Annotated in this window: 21 protein-coding genes; 4 read left to right on the plus strand and 17 right to left on the minus strand. The window is 62.2% G+C overall.

What is annotated here, in order from left to right:
• Positions 1 to 4: 4 nt before the first annotated feature.
• From Q4T40_13445 to Q4T40_13475, 7 genes are all read right to left on the minus strand, one after another.
• On the minus strand, positions 5 to 736 hold the full coding sequence (locus Q4T40_13445) for a M23 family metallopeptidase (GenBank protein MDT8902253.1): 732 nt from the start codon (positions 734 to 736) through the stop codon (positions 5 to 7).
• 124 nt (positions 737 to 860) lie between these two features.
• Positions 861 to 1,304: a DUF3795 domain-containing protein gene (locus Q4T40_13450; GenBank protein MDT8902254.1), complete on the minus strand. Its 444-nt coding sequence runs from the start codon at positions 1,302 to 1,304 to the stop codon at positions 861 to 863.
• A gap of 11 nt (positions 1,305 to 1,315) precedes the next feature.
• Positions 1,316 to 2,422, minus strand: a complete 1,107-nt coding sequence (rodA, locus tag Q4T40_13455; GenBank protein ID MDT8902255.1) for a rod shape-determining protein RodA — start codon at positions 2,420 to 2,422, stop codon at positions 1,316 to 1,318.
• A 162-nt stretch (positions 2,423 to 2,584) separates the two neighbouring features.
• Entirely contained in the window at positions 2,585 to 2,866 is a 282-nt protein-coding gene (gene minE / locus Q4T40_13460) for a cell division topological specificity factor MinE (protein ID MDT8902256.1), read from the minus strand.
• Between the two features lie 2 nt (positions 2,867 to 2,868).
• Entirely contained in the window at positions 2,869 to 3,669 is an 801-nt protein-coding gene (gene minD / locus Q4T40_13465) for a septum site-determining protein MinD (protein MDT8902257.1), read from the minus strand.
• Positions 3,670 to 3,685: 16 nt separating this feature from the next.
• Entirely contained in the window at positions 3,686 to 4,312 is a 627-nt protein-coding gene (locus Q4T40_13470) for a septum site-determining protein MinC (GenBank protein MDT8902258.1), read from the minus strand.
• A gap of 102 nt (positions 4,313 to 4,414) precedes the next feature.
• A complete protein-coding gene (locus Q4T40_13475) occupies positions 4,415 to 4,630 on the minus strand; it encodes a KTSC domain-containing protein (protein ID MDT8902259.1) in 216 nt (71 codons plus the stop codon).
• A 197-nt stretch (positions 4,631 to 4,827) separates the two neighbouring features.
• On the opposite strand from Q4T40_13475, the gene Q4T40_13480 reads away from it, so the two are divergent.
• Positions 4,828 to 6,828: a molybdopterin-dependent oxidoreductase gene (locus Q4T40_13480; protein MDT8902260.1), complete on the plus strand. Its 2,001-nt coding sequence runs from the start codon at positions 4,828 to 4,830 to the stop codon at positions 6,826 to 6,828.
• Between the two features lie 40 nt (positions 6,829 to 6,868).
• On the opposite strand, the gene mrdA is transcribed toward Q4T40_13480, so the two are convergent.
• From mrdA to Q4T40_13525, 9 genes are all read right to left on the minus strand, one after another.
• The gene (gene mrdA, locus Q4T40_13485; GenBank protein MDT8902261.1) at positions 6,869 to 8,701 is read right to left on the minus strand and encodes a penicillin-binding protein 2; all 1,833 of its coding nucleotides are present in this window, start codon (positions 8,699 to 8,701) and stop codon (positions 6,869 to 6,871) included.
• 32 nt (positions 8,702 to 8,733) lie between these two features.
• Complete coding sequence (gene mreD, locus Q4T40_13490) at positions 8,734 to 9,228, minus strand: rod shape-determining protein MreD (protein MDT8902262.1); 495 nt, start codon at positions 9,226 to 9,228, stop codon at positions 8,734 to 8,736.
• The gene (gene mreC / locus Q4T40_13495; GenBank protein MDT8902263.1) at positions 9,225 to 10,112 is read right to left on the minus strand and encodes a rod shape-determining protein MreC; all 888 of its coding nucleotides are present in this window, start codon (positions 10,110 to 10,112) and stop codon (positions 9,225 to 9,227) included. Before mreC ends, mreD begins: the two co-directional genes overlap by 4 nt.
• A gap of 41 nt (positions 10,113 to 10,153) precedes the next feature.
• Positions 10,154 to 11,185, minus strand: coding sequence for a rod shape-determining protein (locus tag Q4T40_13500; protein ID MDT8902264.1), 1,032 nt, complete (start codon positions 11,183 to 11,185; stop codon positions 10,154 to 10,156).
• A gap of 41 nt (positions 11,186 to 11,226) precedes the next feature.
• Positions 11,227 to 11,928, minus strand: coding sequence for a DNA repair protein RadC (gene radC / locus Q4T40_13505; protein ID MDT8902265.1), 702 nt, complete (start codon positions 11,926 to 11,928; stop codon positions 11,227 to 11,229).
• Positions 11,925 to 12,497 carry a Maf family protein gene (locus tag Q4T40_13510; GenBank protein ID MDT8902266.1) on the minus strand — a complete coding sequence of 191 codons (573 nt, stop codon included), beginning with the start codon at positions 12,495 to 12,497 and terminating at the stop codon, positions 11,925 to 11,927. Before Q4T40_13510 ends, radC begins: the two co-directional genes overlap by 4 nt.
• Before the next feature lie 29 nt (positions 12,498 to 12,526).
• On the minus strand, positions 12,527 to 12,799 hold the full coding sequence (locus Q4T40_13515; protein MDT8902267.1) for a DUF4321 domain-containing protein: 273 nt from the start codon (positions 12,797 to 12,799) through the stop codon (positions 12,527 to 12,529).
• 91 nt (positions 12,800 to 12,890) lie between these two features.
• Positions 12,891 to 13,400 (minus strand): Gx transporter family protein, encoded by a 510-nt coding sequence (locus Q4T40_13520; GenBank protein ID MDT8902268.1) that lies wholly within the window; start codon positions 13,398 to 13,400, stop codon positions 12,891 to 12,893.
• Positions 13,401 to 13,414: 14 nt separating this feature from the next.
• Positions 13,415 to 13,795: a NusG domain II-containing protein gene (locus Q4T40_13525; protein MDT8902269.1), complete on the minus strand. Its 381-nt coding sequence runs from the start codon at positions 13,793 to 13,795 to the stop codon at positions 13,415 to 13,417.
• A gap of 188 nt (positions 13,796 to 13,983) precedes the next feature.
• Here Q4T40_13525 and Q4T40_13530 point away from each other — a divergent pair, with 188 nt between their 5' ends.
• From Q4T40_13530 to Q4T40_13540, 3 genes are all read left to right on the plus strand, one after another.
• On the plus strand, positions 13,984 to 14,739 hold the full coding sequence (locus tag Q4T40_13530; GenBank protein MDT8902270.1) for an SGNH/GDSL hydrolase family protein: 756 nt from the start codon (positions 13,984 to 13,986) through the stop codon (positions 14,737 to 14,739).
• Positions 14,740 to 14,875: 136 nt separating this feature from the next.
• The gene (locus Q4T40_13535; GenBank protein MDT8902271.1) at positions 14,876 to 15,802 is read left to right on the plus strand and encodes an ABC transporter ATP-binding protein; all 927 of its coding nucleotides are present in this window, start codon (positions 14,876 to 14,878) and stop codon (positions 15,800 to 15,802) included.
• Positions 15,802 to 16,551 (plus strand): ABC transporter permease, encoded by a 750-nt coding sequence (locus Q4T40_13540; GenBank protein ID MDT8902272.1) that lies wholly within the window; start codon positions 15,802 to 15,804, stop codon positions 16,549 to 16,551. The genes Q4T40_13535 and Q4T40_13540 overlap by 1 nt, the downstream gene beginning before the upstream one ends.
• A gap of 151 nt (positions 16,552 to 16,702) precedes the next feature.
• Here Q4T40_13540 and Q4T40_13545 read toward each other — a convergent pair whose 3' ends face one another.
• Positions 16,703 to 17,041 carry a hypothetical protein gene (locus Q4T40_13545; protein ID MDT8902273.1) on the minus strand — a complete coding sequence of 113 codons (339 nt, stop codon included), beginning with the start codon at positions 17,039 to 17,041 and terminating at the stop codon, positions 16,703 to 16,705.
• Positions 17,042 to 17,147: the final 106 nt, after the last annotated feature.

The following is a 17,147-nucleotide window of genomic DNA, read 5'->3' on the forward strand; positions in this document are numbered from 1 at the left end:
GCTTTCACTTCCCTTCCCGCCTGTCGGCCCCGCCCGTGATCCTTGGCAGCGGATCAACCGCCACGCCCTTCTCACGCACCTCGAAATACAGGAGCGGCGCCGCCGTCATCCCGGTCTTGCCCACCCTGGCCACCACCTGGCCCTGGCTGACCGTCTCCCCTTCCTTGACAAGAACCTCGCCCAGGTGTCCGTAAAGAGTCTCGACATCCCGGCCGTGCTCGACAACCAAAACCTTGCCGTAGCGGGCGCTGTCGGCGACTGCCTTGACCCGTCCGGCCGCGGCCGCTTTGACCGGCGCTCCCAGCCCCGCCTCCAGGCCGACCCCCTCCTGCATCACTTCCTGCTTGAGCACGGGGTGAACCTGCCAGCCGAACGGGGCGACGACCTTGCCGTCGACCGGTCTGGTCAGGTACAGGTAGGGATCGGCCGGCTTGGTGACGTTGCCTCCCATACGCTTGAACACCGAAATATCCATGCTGCCCGGCGCATAGCTCGCTACTTTTTCCGCCAGGTAGGCGAAATCGGTTTCGGTCGTGAGCGCGTACTTCACCGCGTCGGTGACCGCGCGGCCCAACGCCGTGTCCGACACCTGGGCGGCGTAGACGACGGCGAACAGCATGAGCGCGGCCACGGTGCGCCGCAGCCAGCCGTAGCCGTCCCCTGTATCGCGCTGCTGCCAGTGGTCCCTGGGTTCATGGCGCTGGCTTCCCCAGTTGGCGTTCCAGTGTCTGGCCATATTCCTCAGCTGCCCCCCCGCCAAGACATCGCTTTCTCTACTTGGATGTATATGACAGCGGGGGGAAAAAGATAACAAAAAAGTGCACAAGCTCCATGCCTGTGCACTTATAGTAGGTAATGCATCAATATCTTGGCAGCTTACCCTGTTCCTCACAGTAGGCGGCGGCGCCGATCTCCCTCATGCGGTCGTTGATCGACCGCCAGCGGTCGCGGAGCTTGCCCTCGAACTGCTTGTCGCAGGGGTATTCGCCGCACTGGAAGCAAAAATCCACTCCGTTGTCCTTGTGGCACGTCTTGGCGGTGCAGTCCAGCGGGCAGGTGACGTTGTCGCCCCGGCAGCCGCTGCAGGGCGCGGCGGCGAACGAGTCCAGAATCGCGGCGAACTGGCCGTAGTGGGCGAATTCGGGGCGGCCGGCGGCCTTCATCGCAGCCAGCCGTTGGTAATTGCCGAGCAGTTCTTTGAGCCGCGCGCTCAAAGCCCGGATCTCGCCGTCCCGGAAGTCGGCGCAACGGCTGCAGTCCAGGCCGCACGGGGCGAGGCGGGCTACCGCTTCATGGTATTCCATGCGATCACTCCCTAAAAGAGTATCTTCTGCCTGCGCATATAGATGTTCAGCAGGATACCGATGCTGACGAGGTTGGTGGTCAGCGAGCTGACCCCGTAGCTCATGAGGGGCAGCGGGATGCCCGTGACCGGCATGATGCCGGCGGTCATGCCGACGTTGACCAGCACGTGGAAGGCCAGCATCGAGGTGATGCCGGTGGCGAGCAGCATGCCGAAGCTGTCGCGGGCTTCGCCGGCAACCTTCACTCCCCGGTAGAGGAGGATGAGGTAAAGGGCGAGAACGACGAACGAGCCCACGAACCCGAACTCCTCGCCGATGACGGCGAAGATGAAGTCGGTGTGGTTTTCCGGCAAAAAGTTGAGCTGGCTCTGGGTACCGGCGAACAAGCCCTTGCCGAACAGCATCCCCGAGCCGATGGCAATCTTCGACTGGATGATGTGGTAACCGGAGCCGAGCGGATCGACGTTGGGATCGAGGAAGACGGTCAGCCGCATTTTCTGGTAGTCCTTGAGAAAATGCCAGAAGATCGGCATGAAAGCCAGGCCGGCGCCAATGATGGTAAGAAGATGCTTCATCCGTATGCCGGCGATGAAAAGCATGCCGAAAAGAATAGCGATGAAAACGAGCGACGTCCCGAGGTCGGGCTGTTTGAGCACCAGCAGGAAAGGCACGCCGACGAAGGCGAAAATTGGCACCAGATCCTTGTAAGTATTGAGCCGGCCCTGCCGTTTCTCCAGCAGGTGGGCCAGCGAAACAATCATTATCAGTTTGGCGAATTCCGACGGCTGGAGGCTGATGGGCCCGATCTGGATCCAGCGCTGGGCGCCGAGGGCCGAGTGGCCGACAAACATGACGGCCAGCAGCATGATAAGATTGACGGCGTACAGGATGTTGGCGTACTTGCCGAGCATTTTGTAGTCAAAATGCAGTAGGAGGAAGATGACGGCCAGGTTGGCGAGGGCGAACAGGCCCTGGCGCTGCACGTACCAGTAGCGGTCCTCGCCGGGGGTGTTGATGTGGGTGGCGCTGCCGATGATGACCAGGCTGATAAGAACAAGAAGAACCGTCACGGCGATGACGGTGAAGTCGAGATTTTTCAGGAGGCGCCGGCTGAGCATGGGTTTACCCTAACCTTCCGAGTTTATTCTTATATATTATAGCCGCATTTCGGCGCCCAGTCCAGGCGGAAAGAATGTGCAGAAAACGAAAGCTGTTTAGAAAGTCCGCCCGCGGGGCGTCGCCGCGAAAAGCCGCGCACGGACCAAATAAACAGCTTGCGGTCATTCCCCGGACAGCGCGCCGCGCTTCATCCTGTTCACCGGGATGCTCGCCACCAGCGCAACCTGCGACGTGTTCGTCTGGGTCAGGTTAACCTCCATATCCTTTTCGTTAATCTCCATATAATTGGATATGACCTTGATCATGTCTTCCTTGAGCACTTCCATGAACTGCGGCGACACGTTGACCCGGTCGTGGACGAGGACGAGGCGCAGCCGCTCCTTGGCGACATCCTTGGACTTGGACGTTTCCTTGCCGAACATCTTCTGCAACAGGTCAAACACCCTTATCCCTCCTTGAAGCCGAACATTTTTTTCAGTCTGCTGAAGAAGCCGCTGTCCGCCTCCATCGACATCAGCGGCACATTCTCGCCCATCATCCGCCGGACGATGTTCTTGTAGGCCGTGCTGGCCGCAGAGGCCGGGTTGACCACGGCCGGCTCGCCCCGGTTGGTGGAGATGACGATGTACTCGTCTTCAGGGATGATGCCCAAAAGGTCGACCGCCAGAATCTCAATAATGTCGTCGATGTCCATCATGTCGCCTTTTTTCACCATGTGCGGCCGGATGCGGTTGACGATCAGCTTGGGGTTGCTCTTGCCCTCGGCCTCAAGCAGGCCGATGATGCGGTCGGCGTCGCGCACCGCGGAAACCTCGGGCGTGGTGACGATGACGGCGCGGTCGGCGCCGGCGATGGCGTTCTTGAAGCCCTGTTCGATGCCGGCCGGACAGTCGATTAGAACATAGTCGAAATCCTGGGCAAGATCCTTGCACAGTTTCTGCATCTGATCGGGGCTGACGGCGTTCTTGTCGCGCGTCTGGGCCGCCGGCAGCAGGAAGAGCGTCTCGTAGCGCTTGTCGCGGATGAGGGCCTGCTTGAGGCGGCAGTTGCCTTCGGTGACGTCGACGAGGTCGTAGACGATCCTGTTTTCCAGCCCCATGACCACATCGAGGTTTCTGAGGCCGATATCGGCGTCGATAAGGACGACCTTCTTGCCCAGCAGGGCAAACCCGGTGCCGAGGTTGGCGGTGGTTGTCGTCTTGCCGACCCCGCCCTTGCCGGAGGTGATTACGATGACTTCGCCCATAAACCAAGATTCCTCCCTATCTGTTGGCTGGCTCGATTACAACGCTGCCTTCCTTTATGCGGGCCGTCTCGATATAAGCCGGCTTGTCCAGATCGTCGGGCGCCCTGGCAATCAGCCCGGCGATGCGAAGCTGGGTGGCAACGATCCTGTTGGCGGTGATGGTGGCGGTCTCATCGCCGTACGCGCCGGCATGGGCGACCCCCCGGCAGGCGCCGAGGATTATTATGTCCCGGCCGGCGATCACCTGGGCGCCGGGGTTGACGTCGCCGATGACAACCACCGACCCGGGATGGACGACCTTCTGGCCGCTCCTCACCGTCCTGGCGACGACCAGGGCGTTTATCTCGTACCCGTCCCGCTCGGCGGTTGCCGGGGCATCTTCTTCTCCGTCGCGGCCGTCGGGCCACTCCGGCGCGCAGACCAGCCCGAATTCGCCGAACACGGCGTCAAGCTGCCGCCTTTCGTCGGCGCCAAGCCGGGCGGCCGGCACTTTCACCATCGTACCGCGGGGGAAAAACTCTTCAGCGGCGGCCAGTTTGGCGGCCAACTGCTCCAGGGCGGCGGCGAAGTTTTCCGTGTTCAGAACAAGCTGCACCTCGCCGTTAACTCCTTTGAAGGCTACCATTTCGCCCTTTGCGGCCACAAAACCACCCTCGTAAATAACATAACACTGCTACCTTTCAGTAAATTCGCGCCGTCCGCCGATAATCCTGCCAATAATTCACAACCAAGGCCGAAATCGCCGCTAAATCTTGAAAATATGGCGATGACGGAAGCGGAAACGGATATGCTTTTCGAAATACTCGTCGCGGGAAACGGCGGTCATAAGCGATTCGTATACCACAAGGGGAACATCGCGGTACTCGCGCACGCCGCCGGCGTGAAACTCCACCTCAAGAACCCTGGTTTCGGCATCATAGCGGACAGAACGCAGGTTGGACTTCACTGTTGTTCCGCGCATGGTCATGCCGCCTTTCACTTGTCTTCCGGCCACCAATCGGCCTTGATATGATTTTTCTCGCCCAACGCCGTTTCTCCTGCCAATAACTCCCACCTGCGGCAAATAATCCGTCCAAACCGTCCGCCGTCACGATTGTCCCCTTTGCCCCGACATGGTAAGATTAAAGTGATAGATAACAAAGCAACGGGAGAGATATTATGGAAACTAAGATAAAACGCTCTGTCTGCCCGTACGACTGCCCCGACACCTGCGGCCTCCTGGTCACGGTCGAAAACGGCCGGGCGACCGCCGTGGCCGGCGATTCGGCCCATCCTTTCACCCGCGGCGCGCTCTGCCCGAAGATGACCCATTACGAGCGGACCGTCAACTCGCCGGACCGCCTCACCCGTCCCCTGCTGCGCACCGGTCCCAAGGGCTCGGGCGAATTCCGGCCGATATCCTGGCCGGAGGCCATCGACCGCATCGCCGGACAATGGCGCGCGATCATCGCCGCCCACGGCGCCGAGGCCATCCTCCCCTATTCCTACGCCGGCACCATGGGGCTCGTGCAGCGCAACGCCGGCCACGCCTTCTTCCACCGCCTGGGAGCCGCGCGGCTGGAGCGGACAATCTGCTCCTCTTCCAAGGATGTCGGCTGGAAAGCGGTGATGGGCAATACGCTCGCCATGCACCCTGACGAGGCGAAGGACAGCGATCTCATCATCCTCTGGAGCCTCAACGCCGTCGCCACCAACATCCATTTTCTCCGCAACGTGCGCGAAGCTCAAAAGCGCGGCGCCCGCGTCTGGCTGATCGACACCTACGAAACGCCCACCGCCCGCTTCGCCGACCGCGTCTTCCTCACCCGGCCGGGCGCCGACGCCGCCCTCGCCTTGGGGATAATGCATGTCATGGTCCGCGACGGTTTGGTCGATAAAGCGTTCATCGAAAAATACGTTCACGGCTATGACGAGTTCGCCGGCCGCATCCTCCCCTCCTACCCGCCCGCGGCCGTAAGCGCCCTCACCGGGCTGCCGGCGGAGGTCATCGAAGAGCTGGCCCGCGGCTACGCGGCCGCCAAAGCGCCACTCATCCGCCTCGGCAGCGGCCTGTGCCGCTACGGCAACGGGTCGATGACGGTAAGGGCCGTGGCCTGCCTGCCCGCCCTTGCGGGCGCATGGGCGAAGCGGGGCGGCGGCCTGCTCGCCAGCATTGCCACCGGCGGCGCCTTCGACACGACGGCTGTGACCAGGGAAGACTTCATCACCGCCCCCACCCGCATCGTCAACATGAATAAACTGGGCGACGCACTGACAGAGCTCGCCCCGCCGGTCATGAGCCTGTACGTATACCATTCCAACCCCGCCGCCATCACCCCCGACCAGAACAAAGTGCTGGCCGGCCTGGCCCGCGAGGACCTGTTCACCGTCGTCCACGAACGGTTCATGACCGATACCGCCCGCTACGCCGACATCATCCTGCCGGCCACCACCTCCCTGGAACACAGCGACATCTACCGCGCCTACGGACATTACTGCGTCCAGCGGGCATACCCGGTGATCGCGCCGGTCGGCGAAGCGAAGGCAAACTGGGACGTCTTCCGGCTGCTGGCTTCTGCCATGGGCTTTAACGACGAAGTATTCGCCCGCAGCGCCGACGACCTCATCGACGAACTGCTGGCCCAGCCTACACCGTGGCTGGCGCAGACCGACCTCGCGGCGCTCAGGGACGGCCAGGCGGTCGAGCTGCCGCTGCCGCCGGACGCCAAGCTGACCTTCGGAACGGCCTCGGGCAAGATCGAACTCCTCAACCCGGCCGACCCCGAGCCGCTGCCGCGCTACCTCCCGCCCCACGGCGACGACGCCCCCCTGTGGCTGATGACCGCCCCCACGCCGATAATGCTCAATTCCTCGTTCTGCGAACGTGCCGACCTCCTGGACGGCCAGAGCATGACCCTCAAGCTCAGCCCGGCCGACGCCGCCGCGCGGGGCCTGTCCGACGGCCAGCGTGTCGTGGCCTTCAACAACCGCGGCGAGGTCGCCTTCATCCTCGCCGTGACGCCCGGTGTCCCGACCGGAGTGGCGGTGGCCGAAGGCGTGTGGTGGATCAAGGACGCCCCCGGCGACCGCACCGTCAACGCCCTTACCTCCCAGCGCCTGACCGACCGGGCGGCGGGCAGCACCTTCTATGACACGAAGGTCGATGTAAGAGCGGGGTAATAACAAGAAAAGGACGCCAAATGGCGTCCTTTTCTTGTTATTACAATGCGGTTTTCGGCTTATATATCCGCCCGCTCTCGTCCGGCTTCTGGTTCAGGTTGAACGCCGCCTCGAAGATTTTCCTGGCGATCGGCGCCGCGGCGTCCGAGCCGAAGCCGCCCTGCTCGACGATGACGGCCACGACGACGCGCGGGTCCTCGAACGGCGCGTAGGCCACGAACCAGCCGTGGTCGTCCCCGTGGGAGTTTTCGGCCGTACCCGTCTTGCTGGCCATCGATATGGGGAAGTCGGTAAAAACATAGCCGGCGGTGCCGCCTTCACGGCTTACGTCGTGCAAAGCGTCGCGGATCAATTTCAGGGTGCTGTCGGAAAGCTGGATTCTACCTGTCTCCTCCGGGTCGAACTGCTTGACGACCTTGCCGCCGGGGGCGGCGATCTTGCTTACGAGATAGGGGCGGTAGCGGTGGCCGCCGTTGGCTATCTCGCTCATCACCACAGCCATCTGCAGCGGCGTCGCGAGCTGAAAACCCTGGCCGATGGCGGCGTCGAACGTTTCCGATAAGTACCAGTCCTCGCCGTAGACCTTCTCTTTATAACGGCGGTTGGCGACCAGGCCGTCGGACTCGCCCGGCAGGTTGATGCCGGTGAAGGCGCCGAGGCCGAACATGCGGGCGTATTTCTCAAGATTGTCGATGCCCAGGCGGTTGCCCATCTCATAGAAATATACGTTGTCCGACTTGGTCAACGCTTCCTTGAAGTCTATCCAGCCCAGAGCCTCGCCCATAGCGTTGCCCTTGGGGATGATCCAGTGGGTGCCGGAATCGAAGATCTTTTCCTCGGGCGTCACCTTGCCGAGTTCCAGGGCGGCCGCGCCGGTGACAATCTTGAAGGTCGAACCGGGGGAGTATTCGCCGGAAATGGCCCTGTTGTCCATCGGATGGAAGGGGTTTTCGTTGATTTTTTTCCATTCCTTGGACGAGATGCCGCCGTTGAAGAGGTTGGGGTTGAAGGCCGGCCGGCTGACCATCGCCAGTATCTCGCCCGTCCTGGGATTCATGACGACCGCCGCCGCAGCCTTGGCGTTCGGGTTGCCCAGCTTGGTCTGCAAATAAATAAGATGTTCGTCGATCGCCTTTTCGGCCGCCTTCTGGATACGGTAGTCGATGGTCGTCACCAGGTTGTTGCCGGGAATAGCCTCTTTCTTACCCAGCACCTGAACGGCCCGGCCGTTGACGTCGACCTCAACCTGGCCGCCGCCGGCGGTACCGCGGATCTCTTTGTCGTAAACCTTCTCCAAGCCGAACTTGCCGATAATGTCGCCCGTCTTATAGCCGTCTGGCTTGAGCTTTTTAAGTTCGGCCTCGCTTATCTCGCTCACGTAGCCGAAAATATGCGCGCCCAACTCGTTGTTGATATAATTGCGGACCGGCTGGATCTCGATAACAACGCCGGGCATCTCCCGGCGGCGCTCCTCGATGCGGGTAACGATGTCGGGTCCGATGTCTGATTTGATGCGGATGGGATCGAAGGAATCCTTATGCTTATCGACCTTGGCCTTGATCTCGGCCGGATCCATGCCGAGGATGCCGGCCAGCTTGTTGACGACATCGTCAGGAATAGGGCCGGACAACGGCACGAGGGTCACGGTGAATCCCGGGCGGTTAGAAACAAGCGGCACCCCGTTCCGGTCGTAAAACGTGCCGCGGGGAGCCATTATCGGGATAAGCTTTATTCGGTTGCCGTCGGCCAGCCGACCGTAATAGCTGCCTTGCACCACCTGCAGATAGCCCAGCCGGGTAACCAGCGCGACGAAGACGAGGATGACAATCAGCCCGAGAACATCGAGCCGGTGGGCAAAGCGTTTGGCCAGCAAAGCAGAACCCTCTCCCTCTGGAAAAATCTTTTCTAGCCGTTCGGGTCGGGAAGCTCACTCTTGGCCACCCGGTAAATGATCTGGTGCACCGGGATGGCCAGCACGGCGTTGTAGCCAAGCACAAACAGGGTGTTGTCCACGGCGGTGGGCACGTCCACCTTGAACCCGAGGGAAACCAGCAAAACGATCATGACGGTGTTATTGATAACGGTGGCGATCAAAACGGCCATCAGCGGTAAAAGAATCTTTTCCTTGAAAACCTTGCGCTCCATGTGGCCGGCTATGTAGCCGACAGCCGTCTTCGACAGGATGCTGGCGCCGAAAATGTTGCCTGACGCCAGGTCCTGGAGGAGACCGGCGAAAAACCCCATCCCCACCCCTTGATCGCGGCCGAGCAGCAGCCCGGCGGATACGACGACGAGCAGCAGCAAATCGGGGCGCACGCCGCCCGCGGTGATCAGCGGCAGCAGGGTGGCCTGGATAACAAGCGTGACTACTATGATTAGTCCCCAGACGAGCGGCCTCATTGGCCCGCCCCCTTCGGCGCCGGTCGGACCGGAACGGAGCCGGGCGCTGCCGTGACCGGCTCGCGGGAGCGGACGATTACCGCTACCTCCTCTAGTCTATCAAAATCGGCCGCCGGCTTCAAGACAGCATATTTTAGCAGCCCGCCCTCCTCATTGACGACATCGGTGACCTCGCCGACGAGAATGCCCTTGGGGTAGATGCCGCCGAACCCGGAGGTGATAACCTTGTCGCCCTTGATAATGTCGGCGTCGCGGGCGAGGTTGATCATCTTCGGCGCGAGCGGCTTGGCGGGGTTGCCCTCGACAATCGCCGCCACCCGCGATTCGGGCCGCTGTACGAGGGCGCCCACAGCGCTGCGGGGATCGAGGATGAGCTGCACCTTGGCGGAGTTGTTGTAGGCCTGTACTACGCTGCCCACCAGCCCCTGGGGGGTGACGACCGCCATATCCTTGGCCACGCCCTGGGCGGTGCCGCGATTGATGATGATGACATTGGTCCAGGCCGCCGGGTCGCGGGCGACGACGGCGGCGACGACGGTATCGAACTGGGGCGCGGCCTTGCGGTAATCGAGCAGCACCTTGAGGCGGGCGTTCTCGGCCGCGATCTCGGTATTGGCGACGAGTTCCTGGCGAAGATTCTCGACCTCTTCCCGAAGCGCCCGGTTATCGCGATAGACGCTGAAAAGATCGCCGGCGGACGCGCCGGCGTGGCGAACGGAATAGCCGACCTTGGAAACGACGTACTCCACCGGCGCCAGGACAACGGTGACGATGCGTTCGCTCCAGTAAAAGTTATATTTGCCGCGGGCCGCGGAAAGCGCAAGCAAAAAGACGGTTAGCACAGCAACCGCAAGAATGACCGCCTTCTTGTTCAAAAAACGCACTAGCTTCCTCTCCTAATCAAAAGCAAATCAATGCGTGGCCATCAGCCGAACTTCTTCGGCATCATCAGCACGCGTTTCAAAAGATCGATACTCTCCAGCGCCTTGCCGGTCCCGACGCCCACGCAGGTCAGCGGGTCCTCGGCGATGTTGACGGGCATGCCCGTTTCCTTGCTGAGCAGCCGGTCGAGGCCGCGGAGCAGCGAGCCGCCGCCGGTCATGATGATGCCGCGGTCCATGATGTCGGCCGCAAGCTCGGGCGGTGTCTTTTCCAGCGTCACCTTCACCGCCTCGAGGATGCCGTAGACCGGCTCGCTCAGGGCGCGCTGCACCTCGTGGGCCCTGATGGTCAGGGTCTTCGGCAGCCCGGTGACGAGGTCACGGCCGCGGATCTCGTACGACTCGTCCTCGGCGGGGGGCACGGCCGAGCCGATTTTTATCTTCACCTCTTCGGCGGTCCGCTCGCCGATCATGAGGTTGTAAGTACGCTTGATATACTGGACGATCGCCTCGTCCATCTCATCGCCGCCGATACGGATGGAGCGGCTGGCCACAATTCCGCCGAGGGAAATTACGGCCACCTCGGTGGTACCGCCGCCGATATCCACGACCATGTTGCCGGTCGGCTCGTGGACGGGCAGGCCGGCCCCAATGGCCGCCGCCATCGGCTCCTCGATGAGATAGGCCTCGCGGGCCCCGGCCTGGATGGTGGCGTCGATGACGGCCCGCTTCTCCACCTCGGTGACGCCTGACGGCACGCCGACGATGACCCGCGGCCGGATCATCGACTGGGAGGACATCGCCTTGCGGATAAAATATTTGAGCATCGCCTGGGTGACGTCGAAGTCGGCGATGACGCCGTCTTTGAGCGGCCTGATGGCCACGATGTTGCCGGGCGTCCGCCCGATCATCTGCTTGGCCTCTTCCCCGACGGCCAGAACCTCGCCGGTATCGCGCTGGATCGCCACGACCGACGGCTCGTTGAGCACGATGCCCTTGCCTTTCACATGCACAAGGGTGTTGGCGGTGCCGAGGTCAATCCCCATGTCGCGGGATAGTGATCCGAATATATTCATCTGAATGATAACCCCTTTCGTTGGCGATGAAAACAAAGCTGTTATAGTATTCCCTTTTCTTTTAGGCTTACATACTTGCCATCACCGATAATCAAATGGTCAAGAACGGAAATGTCAAGCAGGCGGCCGGCTTCGGTCATTTTACGGGTCAGGGCGATGTCGTCCGCGCTGGGGGTGGGATCGCCGCTGGGGTGGTTATGGACGAGGATTACGGAGGCGGCGTTATGATTGATCGCCGCGCGGAAAAGCTCCCGCGGGTCGACCACCGAGGCGCTGAGCGTGCCGACCGCCAGGGTCGGAGACGCCAGAACGTGGTTTTTTGTCGATAGCAGAAGGGCGATGAACAGTTCCTTTTTCTCGTACCGCAGCCTGGGCAGCATCAGTTCGGCGGCATCCTGGGGCGACCGGACCACCGGCCGCTCGCCGGCGGCCAAAGCCGCCATCCGCTTGCCCAGCTCGACCGCCGCGACCACCGTCACCGCCTTGGCCGGCCCGATACCTTTAAGACGGCTCATCTCCTGGGGAGAAAGGCCGCCCAGACCGCTCAGGCCGCCGTGCTTCGCCAGCAGTTGCTCGGCCAGGCGGAGCACCGACTCCTTCGTCGTCCCGGTGCGAAGCAGAATCGCCAGCAGCCCGGCATTCGACAGCGCCGCCGGCCCCTTGGCCAGGAGCAGCTCGCGGGGCCGCTCGGCCGCCGGCAGCTCCTTGACCGTCAACGGTCTGGCGGTCTCCTTGACGTTCATAACAACCCAACTCCCACCGCGCGGCTGAGCAGCTTGTCGAGCATCACCAGCGGCAGCCCCACCACGTTGGCGTAGCAGCCGGTGATGCCTTCGACGAGCAGCGCGCCCGCGCCCTGGATGGCATAGGCCCCGGCCTTGCCGAGCGGTTCGCCGCCGGACAGATAGCGCTCGATCGTCTCAGGGCCGTAATCGCGAAAGCGAACGGCGGTGACGGCAAAATCGGTCCAGGCCTTATCGCCCTTCACCACCGCCACGCCGGTTATAACCTGATGCTCCCTGCCGGCCAGCTCATCCAGCATGCGGCGGGCATCGGCAATGTCGCGGGGCTTGCCGTACACCCGGCCGTCAAGAACGACGATCGTATCGGCGCCGACTACGGTCTCGCCCGGCCCCGCCTTGGCCGCCACGTCGCGGGCTTTGGCGAGGGCATGAGCGACAGCCAGTTCGACCGGGGGCAGTCCCCGGTCGTTGTCCTCTTCGACTCCGCTGGTGATAACGGTGAACGCGCAGCCTACCTGCCGCAGGAGTTCTTCCCGCCGCGGCGAGGCGGATGCGAGGATAATCGCCATTAAATCCTCCTTGTAGACGATAAAGACTGTTAGCTAAACCGCCGGACCAGGAAATACGCCCCAACCATCCCCAACAGGCTGATGAGGTTGGGATGGAAGGACAGGCCGACGACGAATTTGACGACATACAGATTGACCGTCGCAGGGGCCAGGTCGAAAACAGGATAGGTCTTCACCAGGAACGGGGTAACGCCGCCGAGAGGAAAACCGGCGATAATCTCGCCGATAATGCCGCCGATAATCGCGCCAAGAGCGAGAAAAAGAGCAACCAACCCAAGGCTTTTCCCGGGTACGTTTCTCATGATACGACCTCCCGCGATCACAAAGCATTCTGGTATCCTGTGTATCTTCTACAGGGAATGCGCTAAATCCTTGCAGACGTAAAGAAGTTTTCTAGCCGCCGGCGCGGGACAGCTTCGCCAGAAAATAGGCGGCGGTGAAGCCTGTGGCCAGGCCGGTCGGCAGCGCGAACAGCAGGAGGTAGGGCAGGTACCAGAAGACGGCGGCGCTCGCCACCAGCAGAGCAGCGGCGGTTATCTGGGCGATGTTGTGGACGGCGGCGCCCAGGACACTCACGCCGACCAGCGACAACGAAGGCCGCCAGCGCGAATGAGCGTAGGCCATCGCCAGGGTGCTGGCCGCCGCGCCGCTGATGCCAAGAGCAAAGGACGGCCCGAGAAAAGCGCCGCCCAGCAGCGAGCCGAGGACGACCCGCGCCGCGGCCACGACAAGCGCTTCCCGCCAGCCGTAAAGGTCGATGACGGCCAGCGAAACGATATTCGCGAGGCCGAGCTTAACTCCGGGAACAGGCACCGGCAGTGGCAGCCACGCCTCGACGGCGTGCAGCACCCCGGCGATCGCGACGAAAAGCCCAAGCGTTACGAGGCGACGCGTATCAGTCATAATCGGCCGCCCCCTCACTTCGTGATATCGTCGACATCGGGCGGCTCAGTCGAGACAATCTTGACAACCACCCGATTCGGCAGGCAGACGATCTGCTGCGGGGCTACACTCACCCAGCCGGTGCGCACGCAGAGCTGATCGGGGCAGTCGGCCGCGGCGATCTTCACCCGGCCGTTGTCGGCCACGACGAGATTATAACGTTCCGCGCCGCCCAGCCTTAGCTCCTCGTGATACCCTGCCCGCAGCCTGATCGACCGGACCAGTTTCCCTTCCCGGTAAACCCGGGCTTCCTGCGCGCCGGTCGTCGAAAGCAATGCCAGGTTGAGGCCGATACCGCCCGCGGCGGCGGCCAGCAGTATGCCGATAAGCCATTTGTCAGCCCTGGTCAGCCTCATCTTCCCCACCCTGTCCCGTCTTTCTTCCCATATTGTATAGTAAATGACCCCGGCCTGCAAATGGTAACGTCCGTTGCGGCACACCGCTAATTTGCTTTGCATATAATCGGGACGGGAGGAATGCCGCCTGCGGCGGCGAAATACGACTTAATCCGCGCTTTTGCTCCCCACCGTAAGGAGGCTGACCGATGAAGAGAATTGTCCTTTCCGCTTTGCTGCTCGCCATCGCGGCGGTGGCCCTTAACCTCTGGATGCCGCTGGGCGTCGTGGCTAAACAGGGCGCGACGGCGATCAACGCCTGGGCCGACAGCCTTGTCCGCCAGCCCGACGACCCTCCATACATGAGCATCCACTACCGCATCCGCGAACTGTACTTCACTGTCGACCCCTCGCCCGCCCGTCCGGTCGTCTTCCTCGGCGACAGCATCACCTACGGCGGCGACTGGGGCAAACTCTTCCCTGACTCGCCGGTGGAAAATCGCGGCATCGGCGGCGACTCCACCCGCGGACTGCTCAGGCGCCTCGACCAGGTCATCGACCTTAAGCCGTCGCAGATCTTTCTGATGATCGGCACCAACGACCTTTGCTATAACCGCAAAATACCCGATATCATCGCCAACTACCGCACTATTCTCGGCCGCTTCCGCCGCGAGCTGCCCAACACCCGGATTTACGTCCAAAGCGTGCTGCCCTTCAACGACAAACTGTTTCCGGCCCGCGCCTTGCGCAACAACGTCAACATCGCCGCCCTCAACGTCGAAATCCGTAAGCTGGCCGCCGAGCAGAAAATGCCCTACATCGATCTCACCCCGGCCTTCACCGGCCCCGACGGCCGCCTGCCGGCTAAATACACCGACGACGGCCTCCACCTCTCCGAAGCCGGCTACTACGTTTGGCGAGACCAGATAAAACACCTTGTCGCCACGCCGGCGAAAAAGATATAAAGCCGCAGCCCGCACCCCGCGTGCGGGCTTTTTTTCGTTTCCCCCGCACAGCCAGATTTTGCATTTCCCCGCCGGCGGTGGTATAATGCTCTCGAACCTGGCCGGCAGCCTGCCGGCCCGACTCGGAGGGCTCCTTATGGCCAACGTCGTCACCGCCGAAAACCTCGGCAAAACCTACGGCGAACTCAGGGCGCTCAAAGGCGTCTCTTTCGCCATCCGCGAAGGCGAATGCTGCGGCTTCCTCGGCCACAACGGCGCCGGCAAATCGACCACCATGAGGATGATCTACGGCCTGTCCACCGTCGACGAAGGCCGACTCACCGTCTTCGGCCGCCCAGTCCGCCTAACGCCGCCCGACATCAAAAGCCTTATCGGCGTAGTCCCCCAGGAGGACAATCTCGACCCCGACCTGAGCGTCGTCGAAAATCTCATGGTCTACGGCGGCCTGTTCGGCCTGCGTCGCCGCGAGGCCGCGGATAGAGCCCGCGAACTGCTGGCCTTCATGGGCCTTGAAGATAAGACGAACGCCCGGGTGGAGGAGCTGTCCGGCGGCCTCAAAAGGCGCCTGGTCATCGCCCGCGCCCTTATAAACCGCCCCCGCCTGGTGGTCCTCGACGAGCCGACCACCGGCCTTGACCCCCAGGCCCGCCATCTGGTCTGGCAAAAGCTCCGTACCCTCAAAACCGAAGGCGTGACCCTCATCCTCACCACCCACTACATGGAGGAGGCAACCCAACTGTGCGACCGTCTCCTCGTCATGCACGAAGGAACCATCCTCGCCGAAGGCAGCCCGCGCCAGCTCATCGAGCGCCACACCCTGCCCTGGGCAATCGAAGTGCTCGTGCCCCTGGAGCAGGTGCCGGCGGGGCTGGCCGATAAAGTAGCCGCCGCCGGCGGGGAAGTTCTCCAGGTCGTCGACGGCCTCTTCCTCTACGCCGCCGACGGCGAAGAACTGTGGGGCCGCCTCGGCGGTTGGGGCCTGCCGCCCCACGCCTGTTTGCTGCGCCCGGCGAACCTCGAGGACGTGTTCCTCAAACTCACCGGCAAAGGAGAAGACGACTGATGGGTGCGCTTAGAGTCCTGAACCGCCACCTGCGGGTCTTCAGCCGCACCTGGCAGCACAGCGCGATGTTCAACGTCATCGAACCGCTTCTTTACCTTGCGGCGTTCGGCTTCGGCATGGGCTCCCTCGTACAGGACATCGGCGGCATGAGCTACCTCGAGTTCCTCGCTCCCGGCATGGTGACCCTGTCGGCCATGTACGCCGCCACCTTCGAATGCTCCTACGGCACCTTCGTCCGCCTCCACTACCAGAAAACCTTCCTGGCGATGCTCGCCGGCCCGGTCACCGCCCGCGACGTGATTCTCGGCGAAATGCTGTACGGCACCCTGAAAAGCGCCGTATTCGGCACCGTAATCCTCGCCGTCGTCGCCACCCTCGGCCTCATCCGCTCTCCGCAGGCCCTGGCTATTCCTCTCGTTCTCGCCGTCCAGGGCATGGTCTTCGCCGCCCTCGCCATGTGGTACACCGCCTTCATCAGCAACATCGACTATCTCAACTACTACATCACCCTGGCCATCTTGCCATTCTTCCTCTTCGGCGGCCTGTTCTTTCCGGTCGGCTCCCTGCCCGCCTGGGTACAAACTGTCAACTACATAAACCCCCTTTACCACAGCGTCGAGGCCTGCCGGGCCCTCGCCCTCGGCCAGGCCGCCGCCGGCCTGTGGGTCCACGTCGGCCTCCTCGCCCTCATCGGCGCCCTCGTTCTACCGGCGCCGCTCAGGCTGATGGAAAAACGCCTGATCCACTAGCCTGGGAGCTTTGCCGGCGAATAACTTACGGCTACCCCGCCCAGGCAACCGAGGTCACATACGGGGCAAGCAAAAGGAGAAGACGGCCGGTCTTCTCCTTTGTTCGTGTTCGCGCGGCTTAAAAGCCTGACATAAGCCTGACATACCTCTGTCAATCGGCCGGTCTGCAGGTCCGCGGGCTGCAGCTGCGCGGGCTGCACTCGCGCGGGTTGCATACCCGCGGGTTGCAGCCGTATGGACGGCAATTCGATCCCCCGGGAGTGCACCCGGTGGCTTGCTCAGGGTAGTAGTAGGCGGCGTTGTATTTGCTGTTGGGGTTGGGACAACAGGTGGCATAGTTGGTGCTCGGCTCACAGTAACGCGGGTAACAGTTCGGGTTGGGGCAGCATGAAGGATAACACGCGCCGACGAAAATCTGCCGCTCGTCGCCGAAGCCGCAGTCGCACCAGTCGTCGATCTCCGGCGGATAGAACCGTTTGCGATATCTCACGGCGAAACCTCCTTTTGATTATAGTCCTCATCAGTAACATAATATGTAAAATCGTCGTGAATGGTTCTGCCGGCAGCGTGGATTCACAAAATCGCCACATAAAAAG

The organism is Selenomonadales bacterium 4137-cl (genome assembly GCA_032334055.1).
GTDB lineage: Bacteria > Bacillota > Negativicutes > Sporomusales > UBA7701 > Anaeroselena > Anaeroselena agilis.